Genomic DNA, 24,280 nt, shown 5'->3' with positions numbered 1-24,280 from the left:
GCGGGTGTCGGTGTCAGGCGCGCGTGGCGGCGAGCGAGTCGCGGGCCGCCGCGGCGACGTTCTCAGGGGTGAAGCCGAACTCGGCGAAGAGCGTCGCCGCGTCCGCGGAGGCGCCGAAGTGTTCGAGGGAGACGATGCGGCCGGCGTCGCCGACGTACCGGTACCAGGTCAGACCGATCCCGGCCTCGACGGCGACCCGCGCCTTCACGGCCGGCGGCAGCACCCGCTCGCGGTATTCGCGCGGCTGCTCCTCGAACCACTCCACGGACGGCATCGACACCACGCGCGTGCCGATCCCCTCGGCCTCCAGCCGCTCCCGCGCGGCCACGGCCAACTGCACCTCGGAGCCCGTCGCGATGATGATCACCTCCGGGACCTCGGTCGAGGACTCGCGCAGCACATAGCCGCCCTTGGCCGCGTCCTCGTTCGGCGCGTACACCGGCACGCCCTGGCGGGTGAGCGCGAGCCCGTGCGGGGCGGGGTTCGTGGCGTGCCTCTTCAGGATCTCGGCCCAGGCCACCGTGGTCTCGTTGGCGTCGGCCGGGCGGACGACGTTCAGGCCCGGGATCGCGCGCAGTGAGGCCAGGTGCTCGACGGGCTGGTGGGTGGGTCCGTCCTCGCCGAGGCCGATGGAGTCGTGCGTCCACACGTACGTCACCGGCAGCTGCATCAGGGCCGACATCCGCACGGCGTTGCGCATGTAGTCGGAGAAGACCAGGAAGGTGCCGCCGTAGATCCGGGTGTTGCCGTGCAGGGCGATGCCGTTCATCTCCGCGGCCATGGAGAACTCGCGGATCCCGAAGTGCACGGTGCGGCCGTAGGGGTCGGCCTCGGGCAGCGGGTTGCCCTTCGGCAGGAAGGAGCTGGTCTTGTCGATGGTGGTGTTGTTCGAGCCGGCGAGGTCGGCGGAGCCGCCCCACAGCTCGGGCAGGACCGGGCCGAGCGCCTGCAGCACCTTGCCGGAGGCGGCGCGGGTCGCGACCGACTTGCCCTCCTCGAACACCGGGAGCGCGTCCTGCCAGCCCTCGGGCAGCTCGCCCCTGCCGATCCGGTCGAAGAGGGCGGCCCGCCCGGGGTTCGCGGTGCGCCATTCGGCGATCCGCTTGTCCCAGGCCGCGTGCGCCTCGGCGCCCCGGTCCAGGGCCCGCCGGGCGTGCTTCAGAACCTCGTCCTCGACCTGGAAGGTCTGCTCCGGGTCGAAGCCGAGGACGCGCTTGGTGGCGGCGATCTCCGCCGCGCCGAGCGCGGAGCCGTGGGAGGCCTCGGTGTTCCGCGCGTTCGGGGCGGGCCAGGCGATGATCGTACGCATCGCGATGATCGAGGGCCGCTCGGTCTCGGCCTGCGCCGCCTTCAGGGCCGTGTACAGGGCCGGGGCGTCGATGTCGCCGTCGGCGGTGGGCGCGATCCGCTGGGTGTGCCAGCCGTAGGCCTCGTACCGCTTCAGCACGTCCTCGGAGAAGGCGGTCGCGGTGTCGCCCTCGATGGAGATGTGGTTGTCGTCGTAGAGGAAGACCAGGTTGCCGAGCTTCTGGTGGCCGGCCAGCGAGGAGGCCTCGGCGGAGACGCCCTCCTCCAGGTCGCCGTCGGAGACGATCGCCCAGACGGTGTGGTCGAAGGGGGAGGTGCCCTCGGGGGCGTCCGGGTCGAAGAGGCCGCGCTCGAAGCGGGCGGCCATCGCCATGCCGACGGCGTTGGCGACACCCTGGCCGAGGGGCCCTGTGGTGGTCTCGACACCGGCGGTGTGCCCGTACTCGGGGTGGCCGGGGGTCTTCGAACCCTGGGTACGGAACGCCTTCAGGTCGTCCAGCTCCAGCTCGTAGCCGGAGAGGAACAGCTGGGTGTAGAGGGTCAGCGAGGTGTGCCCGGGGGAGAGGACGAAGCGGTCGCGGCCGGTCCACTCGGGGTCGGCCGGGTCATGACGCATCACCTTCTGAAAGATCGTGTACGCCGCAGGCGCCAGGCTCATCGCCGTGCCCGGGTGGCCGTTGCCCACCTTCTGCACGGCGTCGGCCGCCAGCAGACGGGCGGTGTCCACGGCACGTCGGTCGAGGTCGGTCCACTCGAAGCCATCGGATGTCTGCGTGGTCATCTTCAAGAAGTCCTCGTTCAGTGCGGGTGTGCTGACCTGACGCGTTCAAACTTAAAAGTCTGACTTTTTCGAGGAAAGGTCGGGGTGTGTCAGCCTGTGGTGAATCTGGGACAGTGATCGCGCGACGGGACGGCACGAAAAGGACATGGCTGACACAACGCCTCAAGCTGATGGATCCGGTGCGGGCGGCGAGGGCATCAGGACCTTCCCCTTCCCGACGGAACTGTCCGTCGGCGGCGTCGGCATACAGATCGGCCCCATGGGAACCGACCGCACCTGGCACGCCGACGCCCCACTGCACCGCGTCCATCGCATCGACTTCCACGTCGTCATGCTCTTCACCGGCGACCCCGTACGCCACATGATCGACTTTGCCGAGTACGAAGCCGGCGCCGGCGACCTGCTGTGGATCCGCCCCGGGCAGGTCCACCGGTTCTCCCGGACGAGCGAGTACCGCGGAACCGTCCTGACCATGCAGCCCGGCTTTCTGCCGCGCGCCACCGTCGAGGCCACCGGCCTGTACCGCTACGACCTCCCGCCCCTGCTGCACCCCGACCCGGCCCGGCTCGCCGCCCTCCAGGCGGCCCTCGACCAGCTGCGCCGCGAGTACGAGGACACCGCCACGCTCCCGCTCAGTCTGCACACCGCCGTCCTCCGGCACACCCTGACCGCGTTCCTGCTGCGCCTCGCCCATCTCGCGGCCAGCTCCGCGGAGGCCACCCGGCAGCAGACGGACAGCACCTTCACCCGCTTCCGGGACGCCGTCGAGCACGACTTCGCCACCAACCACAGCGTCAGCGCCTACGCCGACGCCCTCGGCTACTCCCGCCGCACCCTGGTCCGCGCGGTCCGCGCCGCCACCGGTGAGACGCCCAAGGGATTCATCGACAAACGCGTCGTCCTGGAAGCCAAGCGCCTCCTCGCCCACACGGACATGCCGATCGGCCGCGTGGGCGTGGCCGTCGGCTTCCCCGACGCGGCGAACTTCTCGAAGTTCTTCCAGCTGCACACCGGGCAGACGCCGGTGGGATTCCGGGCGGAACTGCGGTAGGGCCGGCACGATGCCGGCGTGGCCGGCGTGGAGGGCTGACCCGCGGGTGCGGGCCAACCCCCGCTGTTTCCAGCACTGTGACGACCGCTCAGTGCCCGAAATCGAACCAGTTCACGTTCACGAAGTCCGCCGGCTGGCCACTGGAGAAGGTCAGATACACGTCGTGGGTGCCCGTCACGGAGCTGATGTTGGCCGGGACGGTCTGCCAGGACTGCCAGCCGCCTGTGCTGCCCACCGCGAAACTGCCGATCGGTGTGCTGGTGGAACTGTCCAGACGTACCTGGACGAGACCGCTGACACCGCTCGCGGCGCCGCCGGCGACCCGGCCGTAGAACTGTGTCGCCGGTGTCGAGCCGAAGTTCACGCCCTTGTACAGCGCCCAGTCGCCGTTCGCGATCCAGCCCATGTCCTGGCCGCCGCCGCTGTCGGTGGTCGTCTCGGTGCTGATCCCGGACTGGCTGTCGTAGGACTCGGCCTGGATGGGGCTGTAGGCGTCGCGGTTGCCGGACGGCGGGGGAGTGGTGCCGCCGCTGCCCGAGGACTGCAGGACCTGGACGTAGTCGACGACCATCGGGTGGCCGGGCTCCGTGGCACTGGTCGGGCCGCCGCCGAACGCCGCCGGGAAGCCGCCGCCCATCGCCACGTTCAGGATGACGAAGAAGCCGTGATTCGTGGCGTTGGCCCAGGTCGTGGCGTCCACCTGGTTCGCCGTCACCGTCTGGTAGTTCACGCCGTCGACGGAGAAGCGGATCGCCTCCGGGCTCACCGAGCGGTCCCACTCCATCGTGTAGGTGTGGAAGCCCGACTGGCAGGTGGTGTTCGGGCAGGCGGTGGAATTGCCCAGGCCCGTGGTCTCGTTGCAGGGGCCGCCGGGGCTGGTGCCGCAGTGCATGGTGGCCCACGTCTTGTTCAGGCCGTTGACGTTCTCCATGACGTCCAGCTCGCCGACGCCCGGCCAGTTCTGGTAGTTGCCGCGGTACGGAGCGCCCAGCATCCAGAAGGCCGGCCAGTAGCCCGCGGCCGCGTCCCCGGTCACGTTCGGCATCTGGATCCGGGCCTCCACGCGCAGCTTGCCGCCCACCGGGGGCTGGAAGTCGGTGCGGGTGGTCTCGATCCGCCCGGACGTCCAGTTGCCGGAGGCGTCACGGCGCGGGGTGATGAGCAGATTGCCGTTGCCGTCGAGTGCGACGTTGTTCGTGCTGGACGACATCGACTCGACCTCACCGGTGCCCCAGTTCGCGGCGCCGCCCGAATAGGAAGTCCCGGTGTCGTACTGCCAGTTGGAGGTGTTGACGCCGGAACCGGCCGCGCCGTTGAAGTCGTCCAGGAAGACCTGGGTCCAGCCGGACGGCACGCCGGGCGCGGAGGCGCTGGCGGGGAGGGTGGCGGTCGTGGCGGCCGCGGCCGCCAGGCCGAGGGTGGTGAGTACGGCGATGAGGGCGCGACGGAATGAGCGCCGCCGTCTGTGATCCGCAGGGGGTATGCCGGAGGTGTCACTCATGGGGGTGCCTCTCGGGTACGGAGTGGGGTGCACGGGTGTGCCTGCGAGAGCGCCGGGACTGGCTGAGAGCGCTCTCAAAGTGGGCCCAATGTGCTCTGCGTGCCTGCGGCCGTCAAGAGTTAAAACAAAGAATCTCCTTGCCTCTCAGTGGAGTTCACGCCGTGAAGCCGACCGCGTACTGGACCGCGCCGCCCGCCTTCCAGCCGGCTCCGGCCCGGCCGGCAAGGGAGACGGCCGGGGCGGCCCAGACGGGCGGCTGCTGCTCGGGCATGGTGCTTCTCGTCAGGAGGTCAGTGGGTCATGAAGGAGGTGACGGGCAGCGCCCGGGAGGCGATCCGGACGTCGCCGAGCCGCCCGTGGAGAATCTGGTCGATCTTCCCGCCGTACTGGTAGCCGCCGATCAGCCACGGCTGCCCGGCCGACGCGAGACCGACCGCGGAGGCGTGCGGATTGCGGACCACCGGGCAGCCCTGGACGTACATCGTCGTATGCCGCCCGTCGTTGACCACGGCGACGTGCCACCAGGTCTGCCGCGCCGTCTCGTCCCCCCAGTTGGTGAGGAGAGCCCGCTGGTCGAGCGGCCGGGCCGCCCACTGCGGGCCCGGCCCGTCGGTGATCGACAGGGTGGCGGGCGGCTCGTCCGGATCGTCCGTCGGCCGCCCGACATCGCCGTTGCGGCCGGCCCGGCCCACCAGCCCGGACCAGGAGTGGTGGGCGGCGTCCCAGTCGGCGGGCAGCCAGTAGAACGCCTCGATGGTGTAACCGTCCTTGAAAACCGCCGAGTTGAGAGGTGCGCCGTCGACCGTGCGCAGATACGCGCCCCGCAGCGGCGACTTGTAGCCCTGGAACTCCAGGCTGCCGTGGGCCGGCTGGTCGGGGTGGTGGTCCGCCGACCAGCCGAGCGTGCCGCCGCCCACCGAGACCATGGTGAGATCGTTGCCCTGGCCGGACAGGTCGCGGACCGTGCCGGAGACGGGCGACTCGAAGCGCCAGTAGGCGACCGTGCCCGGGACCAGCATCCGTGACGCCGGCCGCGCCGGGCGGGTCGGCACCGGGTCGAAGCCGGAGAAACGGGCGGCGAAGTCGATGCCGACCGAGAAGCGGTCCGCATCGCCGCTCAGCTCGATCTCCTGCCGCTCCAGCTCGTTCAGCCCCTTCCCCGCCCGGCCGAGGATCCACGGCGAGACCGTCTCCACGTCGATGACGTCCCGGTCCAGGTCGAAGTGGTAGAGGCGGATCATGGCCGCGCCGCCGAAGTAGCGGTTCTGGTAGTTCGTCAGATGCAGATGGACGTCGTGGCCCGCCGCGTTCTTGCGGACCGCCCGGCCGGCGGGCCAGAAGTGGCCGTTGAGAGTGAGGAAGATCTGGTCGTGGTCGGCGATCAGCCGGTCCCACAGCTGCTGCCCGTAGTCCGACAACGCGTCGTCCCCGGCGACCAGTTCGTGCGTGGTGAGGACGACCGGCGTCTTCGGATGCCGAGCCAGGACGTCCTTCGCCCAGGCGTACCCCTGCGCCGACAGCCGCCAGTCCAGCGCGAGCACCATCCACTCCCGGCCGGCGGCCTTGAACAGGTGGTACGTGTGGTAGCCGTCGGCGGAGGCGCCGCCGAACGTCGGCTTGTTCCGGAACCGCTGCGGCCCGAACGTGTCCAGGTACGGCGTCGAGCCCCGCTGGTCGTCCGTCGACGACCTGATGTCGTGGTTGCCGGCCAGCACGCTGTAGCCGACGCCGCGCCGGTCGAGGATTCCGAACGCCTCGCCGATCGCGGCGAATTCCTCCTCGGCGCCGTTCTGGGTGAGGTCGCCCAGATGGGTCAGGAAGACGATGTTGTCGTCCTTGCCGTGCTCCAGGAGATAGCGCAACGACGCCTTGAGCGGCGCCGGGTGGATGCTGGGGCCGTCGAACAGGTACTGCGTGTCGGGCATCACCGCGAGCGTGAACCGGCGGCTGTCCGCATCCGGCCGCCAACCGCTCCGCTCGGCCGCCTCCCCGACGGCCGCCTCCGCGACCGACGGCAGCACGGCACCCGCCGTGGCGGCGGCGCCCAGCAGCGCGGTGGCCCTGAGGAAACCGCGTCTCCCGGCACCGGCCTGCGCGGCCTCGGCCTGGGGGTGCTCATGCGACGACGTACACACGTGTGCTCCATGAAGGTGACGTGACGGGAGGGGAAGGGAGGAGAGGGAGCGGCGGGGCGCTGAGGGGGCTTACGGGACTACGGGATGTACGGGGCTCACGGGGCTCACGGGGCTCACGGGGCCGCAGGGTTACAGAGCGCGCAGATTCCGGCTCCAGCAGCGGGCATCCAGTGGCACGTGGTGCTCGGGGAAGGCGTCAGGGTCGTACGACTCCGCGCCCGGCTCCGCGTGTGCCGCGTCGGTGCGTCGGCGGAGGACCGAGACCCGTCGGGGCCCGTCCGGTGCGACGGCGGACCGGGCAGGGACGGTCCTGCGCAGCCGGATCCGCGGTGCGCACAGCTCCGTACCGCGCGGTGCCCACGGCTCGGACTCCGCCGTCACCACCCGCAGCGTCAGCCACATCGCACCGCCGGCCTCCGGCAGCGCGAAGGGCAGGGGCACGGCCGCCGTCTCGCCCGGCCGCAGATCGGGCAGCGCGGCCGGAGCGGTAACGGTACGGCCGTGGGCCGGTGCCAGCTCCCAGGTCGCCGCCAGCCAGGCGAGGCCCCGGGCACGCTGCTGGTTGGTGACGACGATGCCCTCGTGCCGGTGGCACCGGATCCGGACCAGGTCGTCACCGCCGTACGCCCGGCGGCAGTCGGCCGCGCTGACACCGTTGTCGTACCACTCGGCGCCCGTGCGCCAGGCCGGTCTTCCGTCGCTCACGCGCTGCAGGATCGCCTCCTCCCAGGACTCCCGGGTGAAGCCGTTCTGAAGGCGCGGGGTGGACTCGATGTCCGCCCCGTGGTCGACGGGCGTGGGGACGGCGGCCGCCCGCTCCGGCACCATGAAGATCGACGGCAGTCGTAGAACCCCACGAAATCCGGTGTCGAGGTGGTCGTGGCGGGAGTTCCGGGAAGGGTGCAGACGTGAAGCTGACGATTCTGGGCGGCGGCGGATTCCGCGTGCCGCTGGTGTACGGTGCACTGCTGACCGACCGGGCGGAAGGGCGGGTCACCGAGGTCGTCCTCCATGACCTGGACGACCGTCGGCTGTTCGCAGTGGGTCGTGTACTGGATGAACAGGCCGCCGGCATCCCCGACGCGCCCCGCGTGACCGCGACCACCGACCTCGACGAGGCCCTCACCGGCGCAGACTTCGTCTTCTCCGCGATCCGCGTCGGCGGTCTGGAGGGCCGGGCGGACGACGAACGGGTCGCGCTCGCCGAGGGCGTGCTCGGCCAGGAGACCGTCGGCGCGGGCGGCATCGCCTACGGTCTGCGCACCGTCCCCGTCGCCGTCGACATCGCCCGGCGCGTGGCCCGCCTCGCCCCCGATGCCTGGGTCATCAACTTCACCAACCCGGCCGGCCTGGTCACCGAGGCCATGTCCCGGCACCTCGGCGACCGCGTCCTCGGCATCTGCGACTCGCCCGTCGGCCTCGGCCGCCGTATCGCCCGCGTCCTCGGCGCCGACCCCCAGCGGGCCTTCGTCGACTATGTCGGCCTCAACCACCTCGGCTGGGTGCGCGGCCTGCGCGTCGCCGGACGCGACGAACTCCCGCGCCTGCTCGCCGACCCCGCCCTGCTGGGCTCCTTCGAGGAGGGCAGGCTGTTCGGCGTCGACTGGCTGCAGTCGCTCGGCGCGATCCCCAACGAGTATCTGCACTACTACTACTTCAACCGGGAGGCCGTACGCGCCTACCGGCGGGCCGAGCGGACCCGCGGTGCCTTCCTGCGCGACCAGCAGGCCGGGTTCTACGCGGAGGCCCAGCGTACGGACTGCTCCGCGCTCAAGGCGTGGGACCGCACCCGGGCCGAGCGCGAGGCCACGTACATGGCCGAGAACCGGGAGAGCGCCGGCGCGGGCGAGCGCGAGGCCGACGACCTGTCCGGCGGCTACGAGAAGGTCGCGCTCGCCCTGATGCGGGCCATCGCCCGCGACGAGCGGACCACGCTGATCCTCAACGTGCGCAACGGGAACACGCTCTCCGTGCTTGACGGCGACGCGGTGATCGAGGTCCCCTGCCTGGTCGACGCGGGTGGCGCCCACCCGCTGGCCGCCGCCCCGCTGCCCGGTCACGCCACCGGGCTGGTCTGCTCGGTCAAGGCCGTGGAGCGGGAGGTGCTCGCCGCCGCCGAGTCCCGCTCCCGGCGGACGGCCGTGAAGGCCTTCGCCCTGCATCCGCTGGTCGACTCGGTCACCGTGGCCCGCAGGCTGGTCGAGGGCTACACCGAGGTCCATCCTGGCCTCGCGTATCTTGAGTGAGCCGTTCGGCAAGCGCTTTCCATCACCCCTTGCTCGCCTCTCCCTTCAGGAGACCGCCATGCACGACGAACGCCGCCGGATCGAGGAGCGCGTCGCGCGCCTCCACACCGAGCGCATCAAGCCCGCGATCTACGCGGCACGGGTCCCCCTAGAGGTGACGGCCTGGCAGGCACCGGGGGAGCCGGTGCCCTTCGCACAGGCCGCAGCCGCCCCGTACACACCGTTCGCCACGGACACCCCGTGGGGCCCGCCCTGGGGCACGACCTGGTTCCGGATGCGCGGCCGGGTGCCCGCCGACTGGGCCGGCGCGCGCGTCGAGTCGGTCATCGACCTAGGCTTCGTCGGCGACTGGCCCGGCAACCAGGCCGAGGCGCTCGTCCACCGTACCGACGGCACCCCGCTGAAGGCGGTCAACCCGCTCAACCAGTATGTGCCGGTCGCCCACCCGGCGGCGGGCGGCGAAGAGGTCGAGTACCTGGTGGAGGCGGCATCCAACCCGGACATCCTCGCGAACGGCTTCGCCCGCCCGACCCCGCTCGGCGATGTACGGACGGCGGGCGACCGTCCGCTGTACACATTCCGCCGCGCCGACCTCGCCGTCCTCGACGAGCAGCTCTGGCACCTCGACCTCGACCTCCAGGTGCTGCGCGAACTCATGGCGGAACTCGGCGAGCACGAGCCGCGCCGGCACGAGATCACGCACGCCCTCGACCGGGCCATGGACCTGCTCGACCTGGACGACATCGCCGGCTCGGCCCGCGCCGTGCGCGACGCCCTGCGCCCGGTGCTCGCCAAGCCCGCCCACGCCAGCGCACACCTCCTCTCCGGCGTCGGCCACGCGCACATCGACACCGCCTGGCTGTGGCCGGTCCGCGAGACCAAGCGCAAGACGTCCCGGACCTTCTCCAACGTCACCGCGCTCACGGACGAGTACCAGGAGTTCGTCTTCGCCTGCTCCCAGGCCCAGCAGTACGAGTGGGTCCGGGACGACTACCCCCGCGTCTGGGAGCGGATCAAGAAGTCGGTGGCGAAGGGCCAGTGGGCGCCCGTCGGCGGCATGTGGGTGGAGGCCGACGGCAATCTGCCCGGCGGCGAGGCCCTCGCCCGTCAGCTGGTGCACGGCAAGCGGTTCTTCATGGACCACTTCGGCATCGAGACCAAGGGCGTCTGGCTGCCGGACTCCTTCGGCTACACCGCGGCCTACCCGCAGCTGGCGAAGCTCGCCGGCAACGAGTGGTTCCTCACCCAGAAGATCTCCTGGAACCAGACCAACGCCTTCCCCCACCACACCTTCTGGTGGGAGGGCATCGACGGCACCCGCATCTTCACCCACTTCCCGCCCATCGACACCTACAACGCCCGCTTCAGCGGCGAGGAGATGGCCCGCGCGGTCCGCAACTACGCCGAGAAGGGCGGCGCCACCCGCTCCCTCGCCCCCTTCGGCTGGGGCGACGGCGGAGGCGGCCCCACCCGCGAGATCATGGAACGCGCCCGCCGGCTGCGGGACCTGGAGGGCTCGGCGAAGGTCGAGATCGAACACCCCGATGCCTTCTTCGCCAAGGCCCGCGCCGAGTACCCGGACGCCCCGGTCTGGGCCGGCGAGCTGTATCTGGAGCTGCACCGCGCCACCTACACCACCCAGGCCCGCACCAAACAGGGCAACCGGCGCTCGGAACACCTGCTGCGCGAGGCCGAGTTGTGGGCCACCACGGCCGCCCTGCACGCGCCGGACTACAGCTACCCGTACGAGCGGCTGGACCGCCTGTGGAAGACGGTCCTGCTGCACCAGTTCCACGACATCCTGCCGGGCTCCTCCATCGCCTGGGTGCACCGCGAGGCCGAGGCCGAATACGCCCGGGTGGCAGGGGAGTTGACCGCGCTCACCGGCGAGGCGATCGCCGCGCTGGGTGCGGGCGCACCCCGCGTGTTCAACACCAGCCCCCGGGACCGCGCCGAGGTGGTCCGCACCCCCGAGGGCGCACCGGTGTACGTACAGGTGCCGGCAAACGGCTCCGCGCCCCTCGCACCGGCCGCGCCCCCGCACCCGGTGACCGTGCGCGGCCGCACCCTGGAGAACGGAATCGTCCGTGTACAGGTGGCGGAAGACGGCACACTGTCGTCTGTCTTCGATCTACGTGCCGGCCGTGAAGTCCTCGCGGGCCAGGGCAATCTGCTCCGCCTCCACACGGACCTGCCCAACTACTGGGACGCCTGGGACATCGACAAGCACTACCGCAATCGCTACACCGACCTGCTGCGACCCGACGCGGTCACCGTGGTCGAGGAGGACCCGCTCGTCGGCGCGATCCGTGTGGAACGCTCCTTCGGCAAGGGCTCCCGGATCACCCAGATGATCACCGTCCGCGCCGGCAGCGCCCGGATCGACGTCGAGACGGACCTCGACTGGCACGAGACGGAGAAGATCCTCAAGGCGGGCTTCCCCGTCGACCTGCGTGCCGCGCACTCCTCCGCCGAGATCCAGTTCGGCCACGTCCAGCGGCCCACGCACACCAACACCAGCTGGGAGGCGGCCCGTTTCGAGGTCGCCGGGCACCGCTGGGTGCACATCGCCGAACCCGGCTACGGCGTCGCCGTCATCAACGACTCCACCTACGGCCACGACGTCACCCGCACCGTCCGCGACGACGGCGGTACGACCACCACGGTCCGCCTCAGCCTGGTCCGCGCCCCGCGCGTCCCCGACCCCGAGGCCGACCAGGGCCGGCACCGCTTCACCTACGCCCTGCTGCCCGGCGCGAGCATCGAGGACGCCGTGGCCGAGGGCTATGCCCTCAACCTCCCGCTCCGCGTGGCGGATTCGGCGGGCGAACCCGAGCCGGTCGTCTCCGTCGACGGGGAGGGCGTGACCGCGGAGGCCGTCAAGCTCGCCGACGACGGCTCCGGGGACGTGGTGGTCCGGCTCTACGAGTCCCGGGGCGGCCGGGCCGCCGGGGTGCTGCGCACCGGGTTCCCACTGGCCGGCGCCGAGGTCACCGACCTCCTGGAGCGACCACTGACCGAGGCGCGGACCGACGCGGACGGCGGCGTCCCGGTCACGCTGCGGCCCTTCCAGATCCTGACCCTGCGGCTGCGGCGGGCCTAGCCGCCGAGCCTTCACACAAGGAGTCCCGCCGGGTCGGCCGGTCGCCCCCCGTGACCGCGACCGACCGACCCGCTCCCCCGTGGCATCCCCCGTGGATTCCCCCGTTGGTCCCCCGTGGGTTCTGCCGCCCTGTCATGGAGAGCACCGAGGTCGCGCTCTGATACACCCCCGCAGAAAAAAATGTCCCCCCGGATCCAGAAACCCAGGACCGGGGAGACATCGAGGGTGGGCTCAGCCGGTGAACCCGGCCGTGATCGAGCCTGCACCCGGCGTATGGCCTAGAGCGGCAGAGCCTCCACCGCCGAAGCCGTCTGTACAGGCAACGACGGAAGGGCGATCTCCGCCTCCCGCTGCCGAGGAAGTGCCGTGGGGAGAAGGGATCGCGGCCCCGAGACCACCGTGTAGTCCTGCCCCAGGAACGGCGGCTCGATCGCCCCCGGATCCTCGCCCAGCGCCAACTGCACCGCCGCCCAGGGCACGTTCACCCCGCACAGGGAAAGCTGGTGCAAGCCCCCGGAGGGCCGCGTGTTGACGTCGAGCAGCACCGGACGGTCCCCCAACATGCGGAACTGGATGTTGGACAGATGGTGCAGTCCGAAGCCCTCCGCGATCAGCCGGGCCGGCTCCAGCCACCGCTCGTCCAGGGTGAAGCCGCGCCGCCGGCCGTTCTTGGTGCGGCCCACCGCGAGCCGCAGCCGGTTGTCCGGGCCGGTCAGGCAGTCGACCGACACCTCGGGCTGCTCCAGGCGCGGCATCACCAGCCAGTCCACCGGTTCCCCGGCCCGCCGCAGCGCCTCGACCACCAGGTCCAGCTGGACGTACGGGCTCGGGAACCCGGCGAGGCCGGCCAGCGAGAACGGGGAGCGGGTGATCACCCGGAAGCCGACTCCGCCGGCACCGGCGGCCGGCTTGAAGCACGCCTTGTGCCCCGCCGCCTCCAACTCCTCGACGGCGGCGAGGAGTTCGTCCGCCGTACGCACCCGCCACCACGGCGGCACCGGGACCCCGACCGAGCGGACCGCCTCGTACGCGGTCGCCTTGTCCTCGAACACGGCCACCGCCTCGGCGGTCGGCGCCAGCAGCGCCGTACCGGCCGCCGCGAACTCCGCGCGGTGCGCCACGACGGCCGCCTGGTGCAGCCGGGGTACGAACACGTCGATGCCGCGCCGGGCGCACTGGTCGAGGGCGTACTCGACGTACGCGGCCGGGGACAGGCCCTCCGGCTCCAGATCGGCGGTGTCGGCGGCGGCCAGCACGGGGGAGTCGGGGTCCCCGTGCGTGGCATGGATCTCCACGGCGCGATCGCTGGGGTTTCTGCGCAGCTGATCCATGAAGAACACGTTCTCCGCGTACGTGCGGTTGAGCCAGACGCGTACGCGAGAGAGCATGCAGGCCGCCTTTCAGGGTTTCCGGGCAGGGCTCAGCGGCCCGTGCCCGGGCAGAAGGAAGGAAGGGACGCCGAACAACCCTTGCGGAAGGGAGGTTGGGGTGTCGGTGTCGGGGCGATCATACGGCTTTCAAGAGGCCGCGAGTGCAACGCGGATGTTACGGATTCCGGGCGGCTGTCCAGACGGCTCCTGAAGCCTTCGGCCGACCGCGCCCGACCTGTGCCCGGCCGGAACATGACGCGCCGCCAGACGCCTCTTGTCCGGTGTCCGGGAATGTGTTCTTGTGGTCCCGGAAGAGGATCACCGGAAGGGGCGCGGGGTGGAGTCTGGGGCCGGGTTGGGGCAGCTGCTGGCCATCAGCGACCTGCACATCAGCTATGCGGAGAACCGCGCCCTCGTCGAGGAGATGCGGCCCGGGAGCGACGAGGACTGGCTGCTCGTGGCCGGTGACATCGCCGAGACGGTCGCCGACATCCGCTGGACCCTCGAAAAGCTCGCGAACCGTTTCCACAAGGTGGTGTGGGCCCCGGGCAACCACGAGCTGTGGACCCACCCGAAGGATCCGGTCACCCTGCGCGGCGTCGCCCGCTACGAGCACCTGGTCGGGCTCTGCCGCGAGCTGGGCGTCGTCACCCCCGAGGATCCCTACCCGGTGTGGCAGGGCCCGGGCGGCCCGGTCGCCGTCGCCCCGCTGTTCCTGCTGTACGACTACTCGTACCTGCCGCCCGGCTGCGCCACCAAGGCCGAGGGCCTGGCCTACGCGGAGGGCACGGGCATCGTCTGCAACGACGAGTACCTGCTGCACCCCGACCCGTATCCGAGCCGCGACGCCTGGTGCCGGGCGCGGGTCGCCGAGACCGAGCGCAGGCTCGCCGAGCTGCCCGCGGACCTGCCCGTCGTACCGGTCAACCACTATCCACTGCACCGGCACCCGACCGAGGTGCTGTGGTACCCCGAGTTCGCCATGTGGTGCGGCACCCTGCTGACCGCCGACTGGCACCGGCGCTTCCCGGTCGCCACGATGGTCTACGGCCATCTGCACATCCCCCGCACCACCTGGCACGACGGAGTCCGCTTCGAAGAGGTCTCCGTAGGCTATCCCCGTGAATGGCGCAAGCGTCCGGACCCGCCGGGCAGGCTGCGCCGCATCCTGCCGATGGAGGTCGAAGCCGGTGATCGAGGAGCTGCTCCCGGATTCGGTCGTGGTCGTGGAGGCACACGCTGACGACCCGCTGTGGGACGCCCCGCTCTACCCCGAGGAGGCGGCGCTCGTCGAACGGGCGGTGGCCAAACGCCGCCGCGAGTTCGCCGCCGTACGCGGCTGCGCCCGGCGCGCCATGGAGAAGCTCGGCGTGCCCGCGCAGCCGGTCGTCACCGGCGAGCGGGGCGCACCGCGCTGGCCGGACGCCCTGATCGGCAGCATGACCCACTGCGACGGCTTCTGCGCCGCCGCCCTGGCCCGGGCCGGCGAGCCGGTCTCCCTCGGCATCGACGCCGAACCGCACGGCCCGCTCCCGGAAGGCGTCGGCCCCTCGGTCTTCCTGCCCGCCGAGGCCGAGCGGCTCGCCCGGCTCGCCCGGCAGCGGCCCGCGGTGCACTGGGACCGGATCCTGTTCAGCGCCAAGGAGTCCGTCTACAAGGCGTGGTTCCCCCTCACCCGTGCATGGCTGGACTTCTCCGAGGCCGACATCACCCTCCACCCGAGCCCCGGCGACGAGCCGCACGGCACCCTGCGCGCCGAACTCCTCGTCCCCGGGCCCCGGGTCGGCGACCGTCGGCTCCAGGCCTTCGACGGCCGGTGGATCGTACGCGACGGGCTGGTGGCCACCGCCGTGGTCGTCCCGCATCCCTGACGCCCGCGGCCGTGGCCCCCGGCCCCGGCCGCCGCGGCTCCCGTCCCCCGGCCCGGTCGGGTCGGCTCGCTCGCGGTGCCCGGCCCGGTCAGGTCAGGACGACGGACACCAGTCGCGCAGCAGCCGGAAGAACTCCGCCTCGTTGCCCGCGAGACCCGCCCGCGCCAGGGCCTGCTCCGCCTCGGCCAGCACGACGGGCGGCACCAGGACGGGCCGGCCGCCGTCCGGTGGTCCGTCGAAGGCGGCGCGCACGGTATGCAGCAGCCGCAGGTAGGCCTGTACGGCGGTGCGCTCACGGTCGGTCAGTACGGCGGTGGGCATCGGTCGGCTCTCCCCGAGTAGGCGTCACGGTCACGCGCGCTGCGGCGCACCCTCCAGCTTGCCGCCCACCACTGACAACGCCCTTCGAGTGCGCACCGGATCGCCCGCTCAGCGGAGGCGAAATCTCCTGCTGAGGGCCATCGGGGTGGCGGAGACGAACGCGGCATCCGCCGTGTGGGCGCGAGTCCCTGAAGGCGAACGCCGAAAGAAACCAGACAATCACGGGCGACCGTGGGCCGACCCGCGGCACCGGCCGCCCGCGCCCGCAGACCCCCGGCTCAGCCCTGTGCCCCCGGATACCCCAGGGACGCCTCGATGCGCCCGGCCACGTCGTCGCGCAGCACCGGGCCCCGCAGGGCCGAACCGGCCAGCCAGGTACGGCACTTGCTGGCCAGCAGCAGGCCGAAGGTCTCGGCCGCGCGCTCCTCGGCGAGGTCGAAGCGGGTCCGGGCGGCGACCCGCTGCACCGTGGCCTGCAGCGCGTCCTGGTCGGCGTCGTCCCGCAGCAGCCGCGTGGCGACCCCGATGCCGGCGACATGGTGGCCGCGGTGGTCGGCCTGCATGTGCCACAGCTCGTGGCCGAGGATCACCAACTGGTGGTCGGGCGCGGTGCGTTCCTCCACGACGACGAGGTCCCGGTCGCTCAGATCCAGCCACAGCCCGCTCGCCGTGCCCGGCGGGAAGGCGGCCGCACGGAACTGCACCGGGCGGCCGCGGCGGCGGCTCATCGTGTCGCACAGCGCGCGATACAGCTCCCGCGGTGGCGCCGGCGCGGCCAGCTTCAGCCCGCCCACCAGCTCGCTGCACAGCCGGCGCATGTCCCTGCCGATGCCCACAGTCCTCCCCCGGCTCACGACTCGGGCCGCTTGACGCTCTCCAGCAGCATGTCGAGCCACTCGGCGACCTTGTCCCGGTGCTGGTCGGTGGGCAACTGCGCGGCGCGCCACGCTATGCCGCGCACCCCGTGGTCCTGCAGCAGCCGCTCCAGCGGATCCTGGTCGGCCCCGGCGGCGGCCCGCTCCCGGTCGGCGAGCTGCTGCAGCAGTTCCTGCTCGGTGCGCTGCAGCGCGCCCGCCAGCGCCTCGGGGTCCTCCGCGGTCAGGAAGCCGGCGTGCACCCGGAAGAAGCGCTGCAGCGCGTCGCAGTGCTCCATGGTGGGCCGCCGGTCGCCGTTGATGAGCGCGCCGGCCTGCTGCCGGGACATGCCCGCGCCGTCGGCGATCTCCTGCTGGGTGTACTTGCGGCCGTTGGGTTTCAGCCGGGTGCGCCGCAGCAGCCCCAGGCGCTGCAGAAAGCGCGCCTGGACGTCCGGTTCGCCCGCGGGCCGCCCGGCGAGCAGGGCCTTGACCACCGCCTCCGGGACACCGCAGGCCACGGAGAGCCGCCCGACGTCGAAGGCCTCGGCCTGCGGCACACCGAGCCGGTCGGCGAGCGCGGCGACGCGGGCGACGACGGCCGGCAGCTGGGCGGTCGCCGTGGCGCCCGGATCCTTGTAGCCATCCGTCACCGACAGAACTCCTACGTCTCTCAAGGGCTTCAGATGCGTCCGTGTTTCACATTCTCACGGGCGATCGCCGTGAACTTCCCGGAGAGTAGCGGGTGCCTCGAACTCACATCCAGGTGTCGCCACAACTGTGGCGAATTTCAGCCGTCAACCGGCATGAAATGCCACGATAGTTGACACGGACTTGTCGTGAGCCGCAGGATCGCAGAGCCGCGTGAAGGCCGCAGAGGCAAGAGGGGTGACCTCCCGATGGCACATCAGGCAGGAGGGCAGCGGCCGGCACCGCGGCCCGTCCCCGAGACCCGCGAGAGCCAGGCGTACCTGCAGGACTACGCCGTCCTGCTGGACGCCCTCGCCTGCCCGTCCCTGGTCGTCGACCACCGCTGGGACGTGGTCATGGCCAACGGCGCGTTCGAGACACTTTTCCGTGGCGTGCGCCCGCAGGCGACGGCCATGCCCGGGGACAACTTCCTGCGGTTCGTCCTGTTCCACCCGGACGCGGGCGCCGTCCTCGCCGAGCACGAGCAGGGCTGGTGCCTGCCGATGCTCGCCCACCTCAGGTCCGCCCTGGAGACGTACGGCCACGATCACGAACTCCAGGCGATCCGCCGCGACATCGCCCAGGACCCGCTCATGGAGGCCGCCTACCGGCAGGGTCTGCCGCACTGGATCCGGGCCGTGGGCGAGAGCGCGACCCGGCTCGACGGGGCCGTCCGGCTGCTGTTCCACCCCGACCCGCGCCGTGGCCCCACCGAGTGCCGCATCGTGGAGGAGACGCCGGAGATCCTGCGGGAGCTGGGCTACCGGCGCCTGTCGCTGGTCCTGCGCGAGAACCGCAGGCCCGCCGCGCCCGTACGCCGCCGGCGCCGGCCTCGGCTGCCGCGCGGCACGGCAGGACACCTCACGGTCGTCCCGTCCCCCCAGGACTGACCCGGCACCGCCGGCGTTCAGGTCGCCGGCGGCGCCGGGTCGGAAGAGCACCCCCACCCCCTCCGGAACCGCAGGCTCACGCCCGCATCTTTACGCAAGCCGCTTGCATTACTTGCGCTACGCTTGCGCACATGACACGACGGCTTGCGGAAGTGGCGAAGAAGGTCGGCGTCAGCGAAGCGACCGTCAGCCGGGTGCTCAACGGCAAGCCCGGGGTCTCCGAAGCCACCCGGCAGGCGGTGCTGACGGCCCTCGACGTCCTCGGCTACGAGCGTCCCACCCAGCTGCGCGGGGAGCGCGCCCGGCTCGTCGGCCTGGTCCTGCCGGAGCTGCAGAACCCCATCTTCCCGGCGTTCGCCGAGGTCATCGGCGGCGCGCTCGCCCAGCTCGGACTCACCCCGGTGCTGTGCACACAGACCAAGGGCGGCGTCTCGGAGGCGGACTACGTCGACCTGCTGCTGCAGCAGCAGGTCTCGGGTGTCGTCTTCGCCGGCGGTCTGTACGCGCAGGCGGACGCCCCGCACGCCCACTACCGGCTGCTCGCCGAGCGCAACATCCCCGTCGTGCTGGTCAACGCGGCCATCGACGACTTCGGATTCCCGGGCGTGTCCTGCGACGACGCCGTCGCCGTCGAGCAGGCGTGGCGGCATCTGGCCTCCCTCGGCCACGAGCGCATCGGGCTGGTCCTCGGCCCCGGCGACCATGTCCCCTCGGCGCGCAAGCTGGCCGCCGCGCGGGAGATCGCCGGTGAGCTGCCGGAGGAGTTCGTCGCCCGGGCGATCTTCTCGATCGAGGGCGGTCACGCGGCCGCGTCCCGGCTGATCGAGCGGGGAGTCACCGGCATCATCTGCGCCAGCGACCCCCTGGCGCTGGGCGCGATCCGGGCCGCGCGCCGCAAGGGGTACGACGTCCCGGGCCGGATCTCCGTTGTCGGTTACGACGACTCGGCGTTCATGAACTGCACCGAACCCCCGCTGACCACCGTCCGCCAGCCCATCGAGGCCATGGGCCGCGCGGCCGTCGAGCTCCTGAACGCGCAGATCGGCGGCACCGCCGTACCCGCCGAGGAGCTGCTGTTCGAACCCGAGCTGGTGGTGCGCGGATCCACCGCGCAAGCCCCGCGCGACGGAGAGCGGTAGAGCCTGCGCGACTGAGCGCGAGCAGATCCGGCTTGCTGTCGAACAATTACAGAATCTGCGCGATATCTTGCAACCTGATGGCGGCGGTGCTTGAGTGTGCGGCGCCCACCGCTCCTGCCATGAGTGCCATCAGGGGGTCCACCGATGAGAAGCACCGGGTTCCGCCGTACCGTCGTCGCGATCGGCGTCTGTTCCTCGCTCGCTCTCGCCGTCACCGCGTGCGGCTCGGGTGACGGCGACTCGGCGAGCGGCAGGACACGCATCACCGTCAACTGCGAGCCGCCCAGGAGCGCCAAGGTCGACCGCACGTTCTTCGAGGAGGACATCGCCTCCTTCGTGCGGCAGCACCCGGACATCGACGTCGTCGCGCACGACGCCTTCCCCTGCCAGGACCCGAAGACCTTCGACGCCAAGCTCGGCGGCGGTCAGATGGAAGACGTCTTCTACACGTACTTCACCGACGCCAAACACGTCGTGGACATCCACCAGGCGGCCGATCTCACGCCGTACCTGAAAGAGCTGAAGTCCTACGGCACGCTGCAGAAGCAGCTGCGGGACATCTACACCGTGGACGGAAAGGTCTACGGCATACCGCGCACCGGATACAGCATGGGGCTGATCTACAACCGCAAGCTCTTCCGCAAGGCCGGCCTCGACCCCGACAAGCCCCCCACCACCTGGGACGAGGTCCGCGCCGACGCGAAGAAGATCGCCGCCCTCGGCGACGGCACCGTCGGCTATGCCGACTACAGCGCCCAGAACCAGGGCGGCTGGCACTTCACCGCCGAGCTGTACTCACAGGGCGGCGACGTCGTCGGCGCCGACGGCAAGAAGGCCACCATCGACACCCCCGAGGGCGACGCCGTCCTGCGGAACCTGCACGACATGCGGTGGACCGACGACTCCATGGGCAGCAAGCAGCTCCTCGTCATCAACGACGCGCAGCAGATGATGGGTTCGGGCAGGCTCGGCATGTATCTCGCCGCCCCCGACAACATCCCGATCCTGGTCAAGGAGAAGGGCGCGCACTACGACGACATCGCCATCGGCCCCATGCCCGGCGGCAGGGCCACCCTCATCGGCGGCGACGGCTACATGTTCAACAAGCACGACACACCCGCCCAGATCCGAGCCGGCCTGAAGTGGCTCGACCACATGTTCCTCACCCCCGGATCGGGCTTCCTCGGCGACTACGCCCGCGCCAAGAAGCACGACGCCCCCGTCGGCCTGCCCGAGCCGCGCCTGTTCACCGGCGCCGCCGACGCCAGGGACCAGCAGGTCAAGAAGGCCAACGCCAATGTCCCGGTGGAGAACTACCAAGCCTTCCTCGACGGCAACCAGCAGCTGACGATGAAGATCGAGCCGCCGGACGCCCAGCAGCTCTACTCCGTCCTCGACGGCGTCGTCTCCGCGGTCCTCACCAAGAAGGACGCCGACCCGGACCAGCTCCTCAAGGACGCGTCCGGCAAGATCGACAGCATTCTGGCCCGGAGCTGACCGCGATGACGAAGACGGCCGAGCGGCAGCTCGTGACGAAGGCCGCCGTCCCCCCGGTCCCGGCGCCGCCCCCGGTAGGGGGCCGGAGGCGGCGCCGCCTGCTCGACCAGGCCCGCGCCTACGCCTTCCTCCTCGGCGGCCTGGTCTGCTTCGCCCTGTTCTCCTGGTACCCGGCGATCCGCGCGGTCGTCATCGCCTTCCAGAAGTACACGCCAGGCTCGAAGCCCGAGTGGGTCGGCACCGCCAACTTCACCCGCGTCTGGCACGACCCGGAGTTCACCGCCGCCTGGCGCAACACCCTCACCTTCACCCTGCTGGCCCTGCTCATCGGCTTCGCGATCCCCTTCCTCCTCGCCCTCGTCCTGGGCGAACTGCGGCACGCCAAGGCGTTCTTCCGGGTGGTCGTCTATCTCCCGGTGATGATCCCGCCGGTGGTCAGCGCCCTGCTGTGGAAGTGGTTCTACGACCCCGGAGCCGGCCTCGCCAACGAGGTGCTGCGCTTCCTGCACCTGCCGACGTCCAACTGGTCCAACGGCACCGACACCGCGCTCATCTCCCTGGTGATCGTGGCGACCTGGGCCAACATGGGCGGCACCGTCCTGATCTACCTCGCCGCCCTGCAGTCCATCCCGGGCGAGCTGTACGAGGCCGCCGAACTGGACGGCGCGAACCTGCTTCAGCGCGTCAGGCACATCACGGTCCCGCAGACCCGGTTCGTGATCCTGATGCTGATGCTCCTTCAGATCATCGCCACCATGCAGGTGTTCACCGAACCGTTCGTCATCACCGGCGGCGGCCCGGAGAACGCCACGGTGACCGTCCTCTACCTCATCTACAAATACGCCTTCCTCTACAACGACTTCGGCGGCGCCTGCGCCCTCAGCGTCATGCTCCTGGCCCTGCTCGGCGCGTTCTCCGCCCTCTATCTGCGGCTGACCCGCACCGAGGGGGACACGGCATGAGCACGCGCACCTTGATCTCCCCGGCCGCCCTCGCCCGCCCGCGCGGCAAGGCGGTCTACTGGACGGTGTTCGCGGCCGTCGTCGTCCTCTTCGCGCTCGCCTTCCTCTTCCCGGTCTACTGGATGGTGACCGGCGCGATGAAGTCCCCCGACGAGGTGGCCCGGACCCCGCCGACGCTCGTCCCGCACCACTGGCACCTCGGCGGCTACCGCGACGCCTGGGACCTGATGCAGCTCCCGCAGCACCTGTGGAACACCGTCGTCCAGGCCGCCGGCGCCTGGGCGTTCCAGCTGGTGTTCTGCACGGCCGCCGCCTACGCCCTGTCCAAGCTGCGCCCGGCCTTCGGCAAGGTGATCCTCGGCGGCATCCTGGCCACCCTGATGGTCCCGGCACAGGCGCTGGTCGTACCCAAGTACCTGACGGCCGCCGACCTGCCACTGATCCACACCAGCCTGCTCAACGACCCCCTCGGCATCTGGCTGCCGGCGGTCGCCAACGCCTTCAACCTGTACCTGCTGAAGCGGTTCTTCGACCAGCTGCCGCGCGATGTGCTGGAGGCCGCCGAGATCGACGGGGCCGGCAAGCTGCGCATCCTGTGGTCGGTGGTGCTGCCCATGTCCCGGCCGGTCCTCGGTGTGGTGTCGATCTTCGCGCTGGTCGCCGTCTGGCAGGACTTCCTGTGGCCGCTGATGGTCTTCTCCGACACCGACAAGCAGCCGATCAGCGTGGCCCTGGTCCAGCTGTCGCAGAACATCCAGCTCACCGTGCTCATCGCCGCGATGGTGATCGCCAGCGTTCCGATGGTGGCGCTGTTCCTCGTCTTCCAGCGGCACATCATCGCCGGGATCAGCGCGGGCAGCACCAAGGGCTGATGCCGCCGCCACGTCCAGAGAAAGGGAAGCTCCGTGGGACAGCCCATCCCTGCGCGAACGGACCGCGACTGGTGGCGCTCGGCCGTCATCTACCAGGTCTACATCCGCAGCTTCGCGGACGGCGACGGCGACGGCACCGGCGACCTCGCGGGCCTCCGCGCCAAGCTGCCGTATCTCGCCGAACTCGGCGTGCACGCACTGTGGTTCACCCCCTGGTACGTGTCACCTCTGAAGGACGGCGGCTACGACGTCGCCGACTACCGCGCCATCGACCCGGCCTTCGGCACCCTCGCCGAGGCCGAGAAACTCATCGCCGAGGCACGCGAGCTGGGCATCCGGAGCATCGTCGACATCGTGCCCAACCACGTCTCCGACCGGCACTGGTGGTTCCGGGCCGCGCTCGCCGCCGGGCCCGGCAGCCCGGAGCGCGCGCTGTTCCACTTCCGGCCCGGGCGCGGCGCACACGGCGAACTCCCGCCCAACGACTGGCCGTCCCAGTTCGCCGGCTCCACCGAACCGGTCTGGACGCGCCTCGCCGACGGCGACTGGTACCTGCACCTGTTCACACCCGAGCAGCCGGACCTCAACTGGGCCCACCCGGCGGTACGCCAGGAGCACGAGGACATCCTGCGCTTCTGGTTCGAACGCGGCGTCGCCGGCGTCCGCATCGACTCCGCGGCCCTGCTCGCCAAGGACCCGGACCTGCCCGACCTCGCCACGCACCCCGAGCCGCACCCGTTCGTCGACCGCGACGAACTCCATGACATCTACCGCTCCTGGCGCGCCGTCGCCGACGCCTACGACGGCGTCTTCGTCGGCGAGGTCTGGCTGCCCGACGCCGAACGCTTCGCCCGCTATCTGCGCCCCGACGAACTCCACACCGCCTTCAACTTCTCCTTCCTGTCCTGCCCCTGGGACGCCGACCGGCTGCGCGCCGCCATCGACACCACCCTCGCCGAGCACGCCCCCGTCGGCACCCCGGCCACCTGGGTGCTCTGCAACCACGACGTCACCCGCACGGTCACCCGCTACGGCCGCGCGGACACCGGCTTCGACTTCGCCGCAAAGGCCTTCGGCACCCCGACCGACCTGGCGCTCGGCACCCGGCGGGCGCGGGCCGCCGCCCTGCTGTCGCTGGCGCTGCCCGGCGCGGTGTACCTGTACCAGGGGGAGGAGTTGGGGCTGCCGGAGGCCGAGATCCCGGTCGACCGGATCCAGGATCCGATGTACTTCCGCTCGCAGGGAGCCGACCCCGGCCGGGACGGCTGCCGGGTGCCGCTGCCCTGGGCGGCCGGTATGCCCTATGCGGGATTCGGTTCGCGCGAGGAGCCCTGGCTGCCGCAGCCGGTCGACTGGGCATCGTATGCAGTCGACCTTCAACAGGATGATCCGGACTCCATGCTCACCCTCTATCGCCGGGCGATCGCCGCTCGCCCCCTCTTCGGCGACGGCCCGCTGACCTGGCTGCCCGCACCGGAAGGTGTGCTCGCCTTCACGCGCGCCGAGGGCATGACCTGCATGGTCAACCTCGCGTCGGCCCCCGCCGAGCTCCCCGAATACTCCCAACTCCTCCTCGCCAGCGGCCCGTTGGACGACAAGGGCCGGCTGCCGCAGGACACGGCGGCCTGGCTGCGGAGCTGAGCCGCCGCCGCGCCGAGCTGTCCCCACACCCCCACCCCGAAGGGATCG

At 71.3% G+C, this 24,280-nt stretch carries 18 protein-coding genes and 1 pseudogene; 11 read left to right on the top strand and 8 right to left on the bottom strand.

The annotated features are described in order from the left end of the window. Positions 1–13: 13 nt before the first annotated feature. Complete coding sequence (tkt, locus tag AB5L52_RS07670) at positions 14–2,089, bottom strand: transketolase (protein ID WP_369363078.1); 2,076 nt, start codon at positions 2,087–2,089, stop codon at positions 14–16. Between the two features lie 145 nt (positions 2,090–2,234). Between tkt and AB5L52_RS07665 the strand changes: the two genes are divergently transcribed. Beyond that, complete coding sequence (locus tag AB5L52_RS07665; protein WP_351025199.1) at positions 2,235–3,140, top strand: AraC family transcriptional regulator; 906 nt, start codon at positions 2,235–2,237, stop codon at positions 3,138–3,140. Between the two features lie 88 nt (positions 3,141–3,228). On the opposite strand, the gene AB5L52_RS07660 is transcribed toward AB5L52_RS07665, so the two are convergent. The 3 genes and pseudogenes from AB5L52_RS07660 to AB5L52_RS07650 form a co-directional block, all read right to left on the bottom strand. After that, positions 3,229–4,641: a glycoside hydrolase family 16 protein gene (locus AB5L52_RS07660; RefSeq protein ID WP_369363077.1), complete on the bottom strand. Its 1,413-nt coding sequence runs from the start codon at positions 4,639–4,641 to the stop codon at positions 3,229–3,231. 290 nt (positions 4,642–4,931) lie between these two features. Then, positions 4,932–6,776 (bottom strand): LamG-like jellyroll fold domain-containing protein, encoded by a 1,845-nt coding sequence (locus tag AB5L52_RS07655; protein WP_369363076.1) that lies wholly within the window; start codon positions 6,774–6,776, stop codon positions 4,932–4,934. Positions 6,777–7,088: 312 nt separating this feature from the next. Next, positions 7,089–7,565: pseudogene (locus tag AB5L52_RS07650) on the bottom strand (DUF4981 domain-containing protein); the annotation flags it as partial. A 119-nt stretch (positions 7,566–7,684) separates the two neighbouring features. Between AB5L52_RS07650 and AB5L52_RS07645 the strand changes: the two are divergent. Further along, on the top strand, positions 7,685–9,022 hold the full coding sequence (locus AB5L52_RS07645) for a 6-phospho-beta-glucosidase (RefSeq protein WP_369363075.1): 1,338 nt from the start codon (positions 7,685–7,687) through the stop codon (positions 9,020–9,022). A 58-nt stretch (positions 9,023–9,080) separates the two neighbouring features. Then, the gene (locus tag AB5L52_RS07640) at positions 9,081–12,125 is read left to right on the top strand and encodes an alpha-mannosidase (protein ID WP_369363074.1); all 3,045 of its coding nucleotides are present in this window, start codon (positions 9,081–9,083) and stop codon (positions 12,123–12,125) included. Positions 12,126–12,403: 278 nt separating this feature from the next. Here the strand turns inward: AB5L52_RS07640 and AB5L52_RS07635 are convergent, their stop codons facing one another. Further along, positions 12,404–13,513: an ATP-grasp domain-containing protein gene (locus AB5L52_RS07635; protein WP_351025210.1), complete on the bottom strand. Its 1,110-nt coding sequence runs from the start codon at positions 13,511–13,513 to the stop codon at positions 12,404–12,406. Positions 13,514–13,832: 319 nt separating this feature from the next. Here AB5L52_RS07635 and AB5L52_RS07630 point away from each other — a divergent pair, with 319 nt between their 5' ends. Further along, positions 13,833–14,738: a metallophosphoesterase gene (locus AB5L52_RS07630; RefSeq protein WP_351025213.1), complete on the top strand. Its 906-nt coding sequence runs from the start codon at positions 13,833–13,835 to the stop codon at positions 14,736–14,738. Next, on the top strand, positions 14,686–15,366 hold the full coding sequence (locus AB5L52_RS07625; protein WP_351025215.1) for a 4'-phosphopantetheinyl transferase superfamily protein: 681 nt from the start codon (positions 14,686–14,688) through the stop codon (positions 15,364–15,366). Before AB5L52_RS07630 ends, AB5L52_RS07625 begins: the two co-directional genes overlap by 53 nt. Before the next feature lie 93 nt (positions 15,367–15,459). On the opposite strand, the gene AB5L52_RS07620 is transcribed toward AB5L52_RS07625, so the two are convergent. From AB5L52_RS07620 to AB5L52_RS07610, 3 genes are all read right to left on the bottom strand, one after another. Then, positions 15,460–15,687 carry a hypothetical protein gene (locus AB5L52_RS07620; protein WP_351025218.1) on the bottom strand — a complete coding sequence of 76 codons (228 nt, stop codon included), beginning with the start codon at positions 15,685–15,687 and terminating at the stop codon, positions 15,460–15,462. Positions 15,688–15,965: 278 nt separating this feature from the next. Next, positions 15,966–16,505, bottom strand: coding sequence for a toxin-antitoxin system, toxin component (locus AB5L52_RS07615; protein ID WP_351025259.1), 540 nt, complete (start codon positions 16,503–16,505; stop codon positions 15,966–15,968). 32 nt (positions 16,506–16,537) lie between these two features. Next, the gene (locus tag AB5L52_RS07610; RefSeq protein WP_351025221.1) at positions 16,538–17,194 is read right to left on the bottom strand and encodes a helix-turn-helix transcriptional regulator; all 657 of its coding nucleotides are present in this window, start codon (positions 17,192–17,194) and stop codon (positions 16,538–16,540) included. Positions 17,195–17,440: 246 nt separating this feature from the next. On the opposite strand from AB5L52_RS07610, the gene AB5L52_RS07605 reads away from it, so the two are divergent. The 6 genes from AB5L52_RS07605 (at position 17,441) to AB5L52_RS07580 (ending at position 24,232) form a co-directional block, all read left to right on the top strand. Continuing rightward, positions 17,441–18,121 (top strand): hypothetical protein, encoded by a 681-nt coding sequence (locus tag AB5L52_RS07605; protein WP_351025223.1) that lies wholly within the window; start codon positions 17,441–17,443, stop codon positions 18,119–18,121. 131 nt (positions 18,122–18,252) lie between these two features. Further along, entirely contained in the window at positions 18,253–19,260 is a 1,008-nt protein-coding gene (locus AB5L52_RS07600) for a LacI family DNA-binding transcriptional regulator (protein WP_369363073.1), read from the top strand. A gap of 144 nt (positions 19,261–19,404) precedes the next feature. Further along, positions 19,405–20,757: an ABC transporter substrate-binding protein gene (locus tag AB5L52_RS07595; RefSeq protein WP_369363072.1), complete on the top strand. Its 1,353-nt coding sequence runs from the start codon at positions 19,405–19,407 to the stop codon at positions 20,755–20,757. 5 nt (positions 20,758–20,762) lie between these two features. Next, positions 20,763–21,719, top strand: coding sequence for a carbohydrate ABC transporter permease (locus AB5L52_RS07590; RefSeq protein ID WP_369363071.1), 957 nt, complete (start codon positions 20,763–20,765; stop codon positions 21,717–21,719). After that, on the top strand, positions 21,716–22,591 hold the full coding sequence (locus AB5L52_RS07585) for a carbohydrate ABC transporter permease (RefSeq protein ID WP_369363070.1): 876 nt from the start codon (positions 21,716–21,718) through the stop codon (positions 22,589–22,591). Before AB5L52_RS07590 ends, AB5L52_RS07585 begins: the two co-directional genes overlap by 4 nt. A gap of 33 nt (positions 22,592–22,624) precedes the next feature. Further along, positions 22,625–24,232 (top strand): glycoside hydrolase family 13 protein, encoded by a 1,608-nt coding sequence (locus tag AB5L52_RS07580; protein WP_369363069.1) that lies wholly within the window; start codon positions 22,625–22,627, stop codon positions 24,230–24,232. Positions 24,233–24,280: the final 48 nt, after the last annotated feature.

The sequence above is a fragment of the Streptomyces sp. CG4 genome, from assembly GCF_041080655.1.
Lineage (GTDB): Bacteria > Actinomycetota > Actinomycetes > Streptomycetales > Streptomycetaceae > Streptomyces.
Note: the sequence above shows the minus strand (reverse complement) of the source record. Positions and strands in the feature narration are given on the sequence as shown.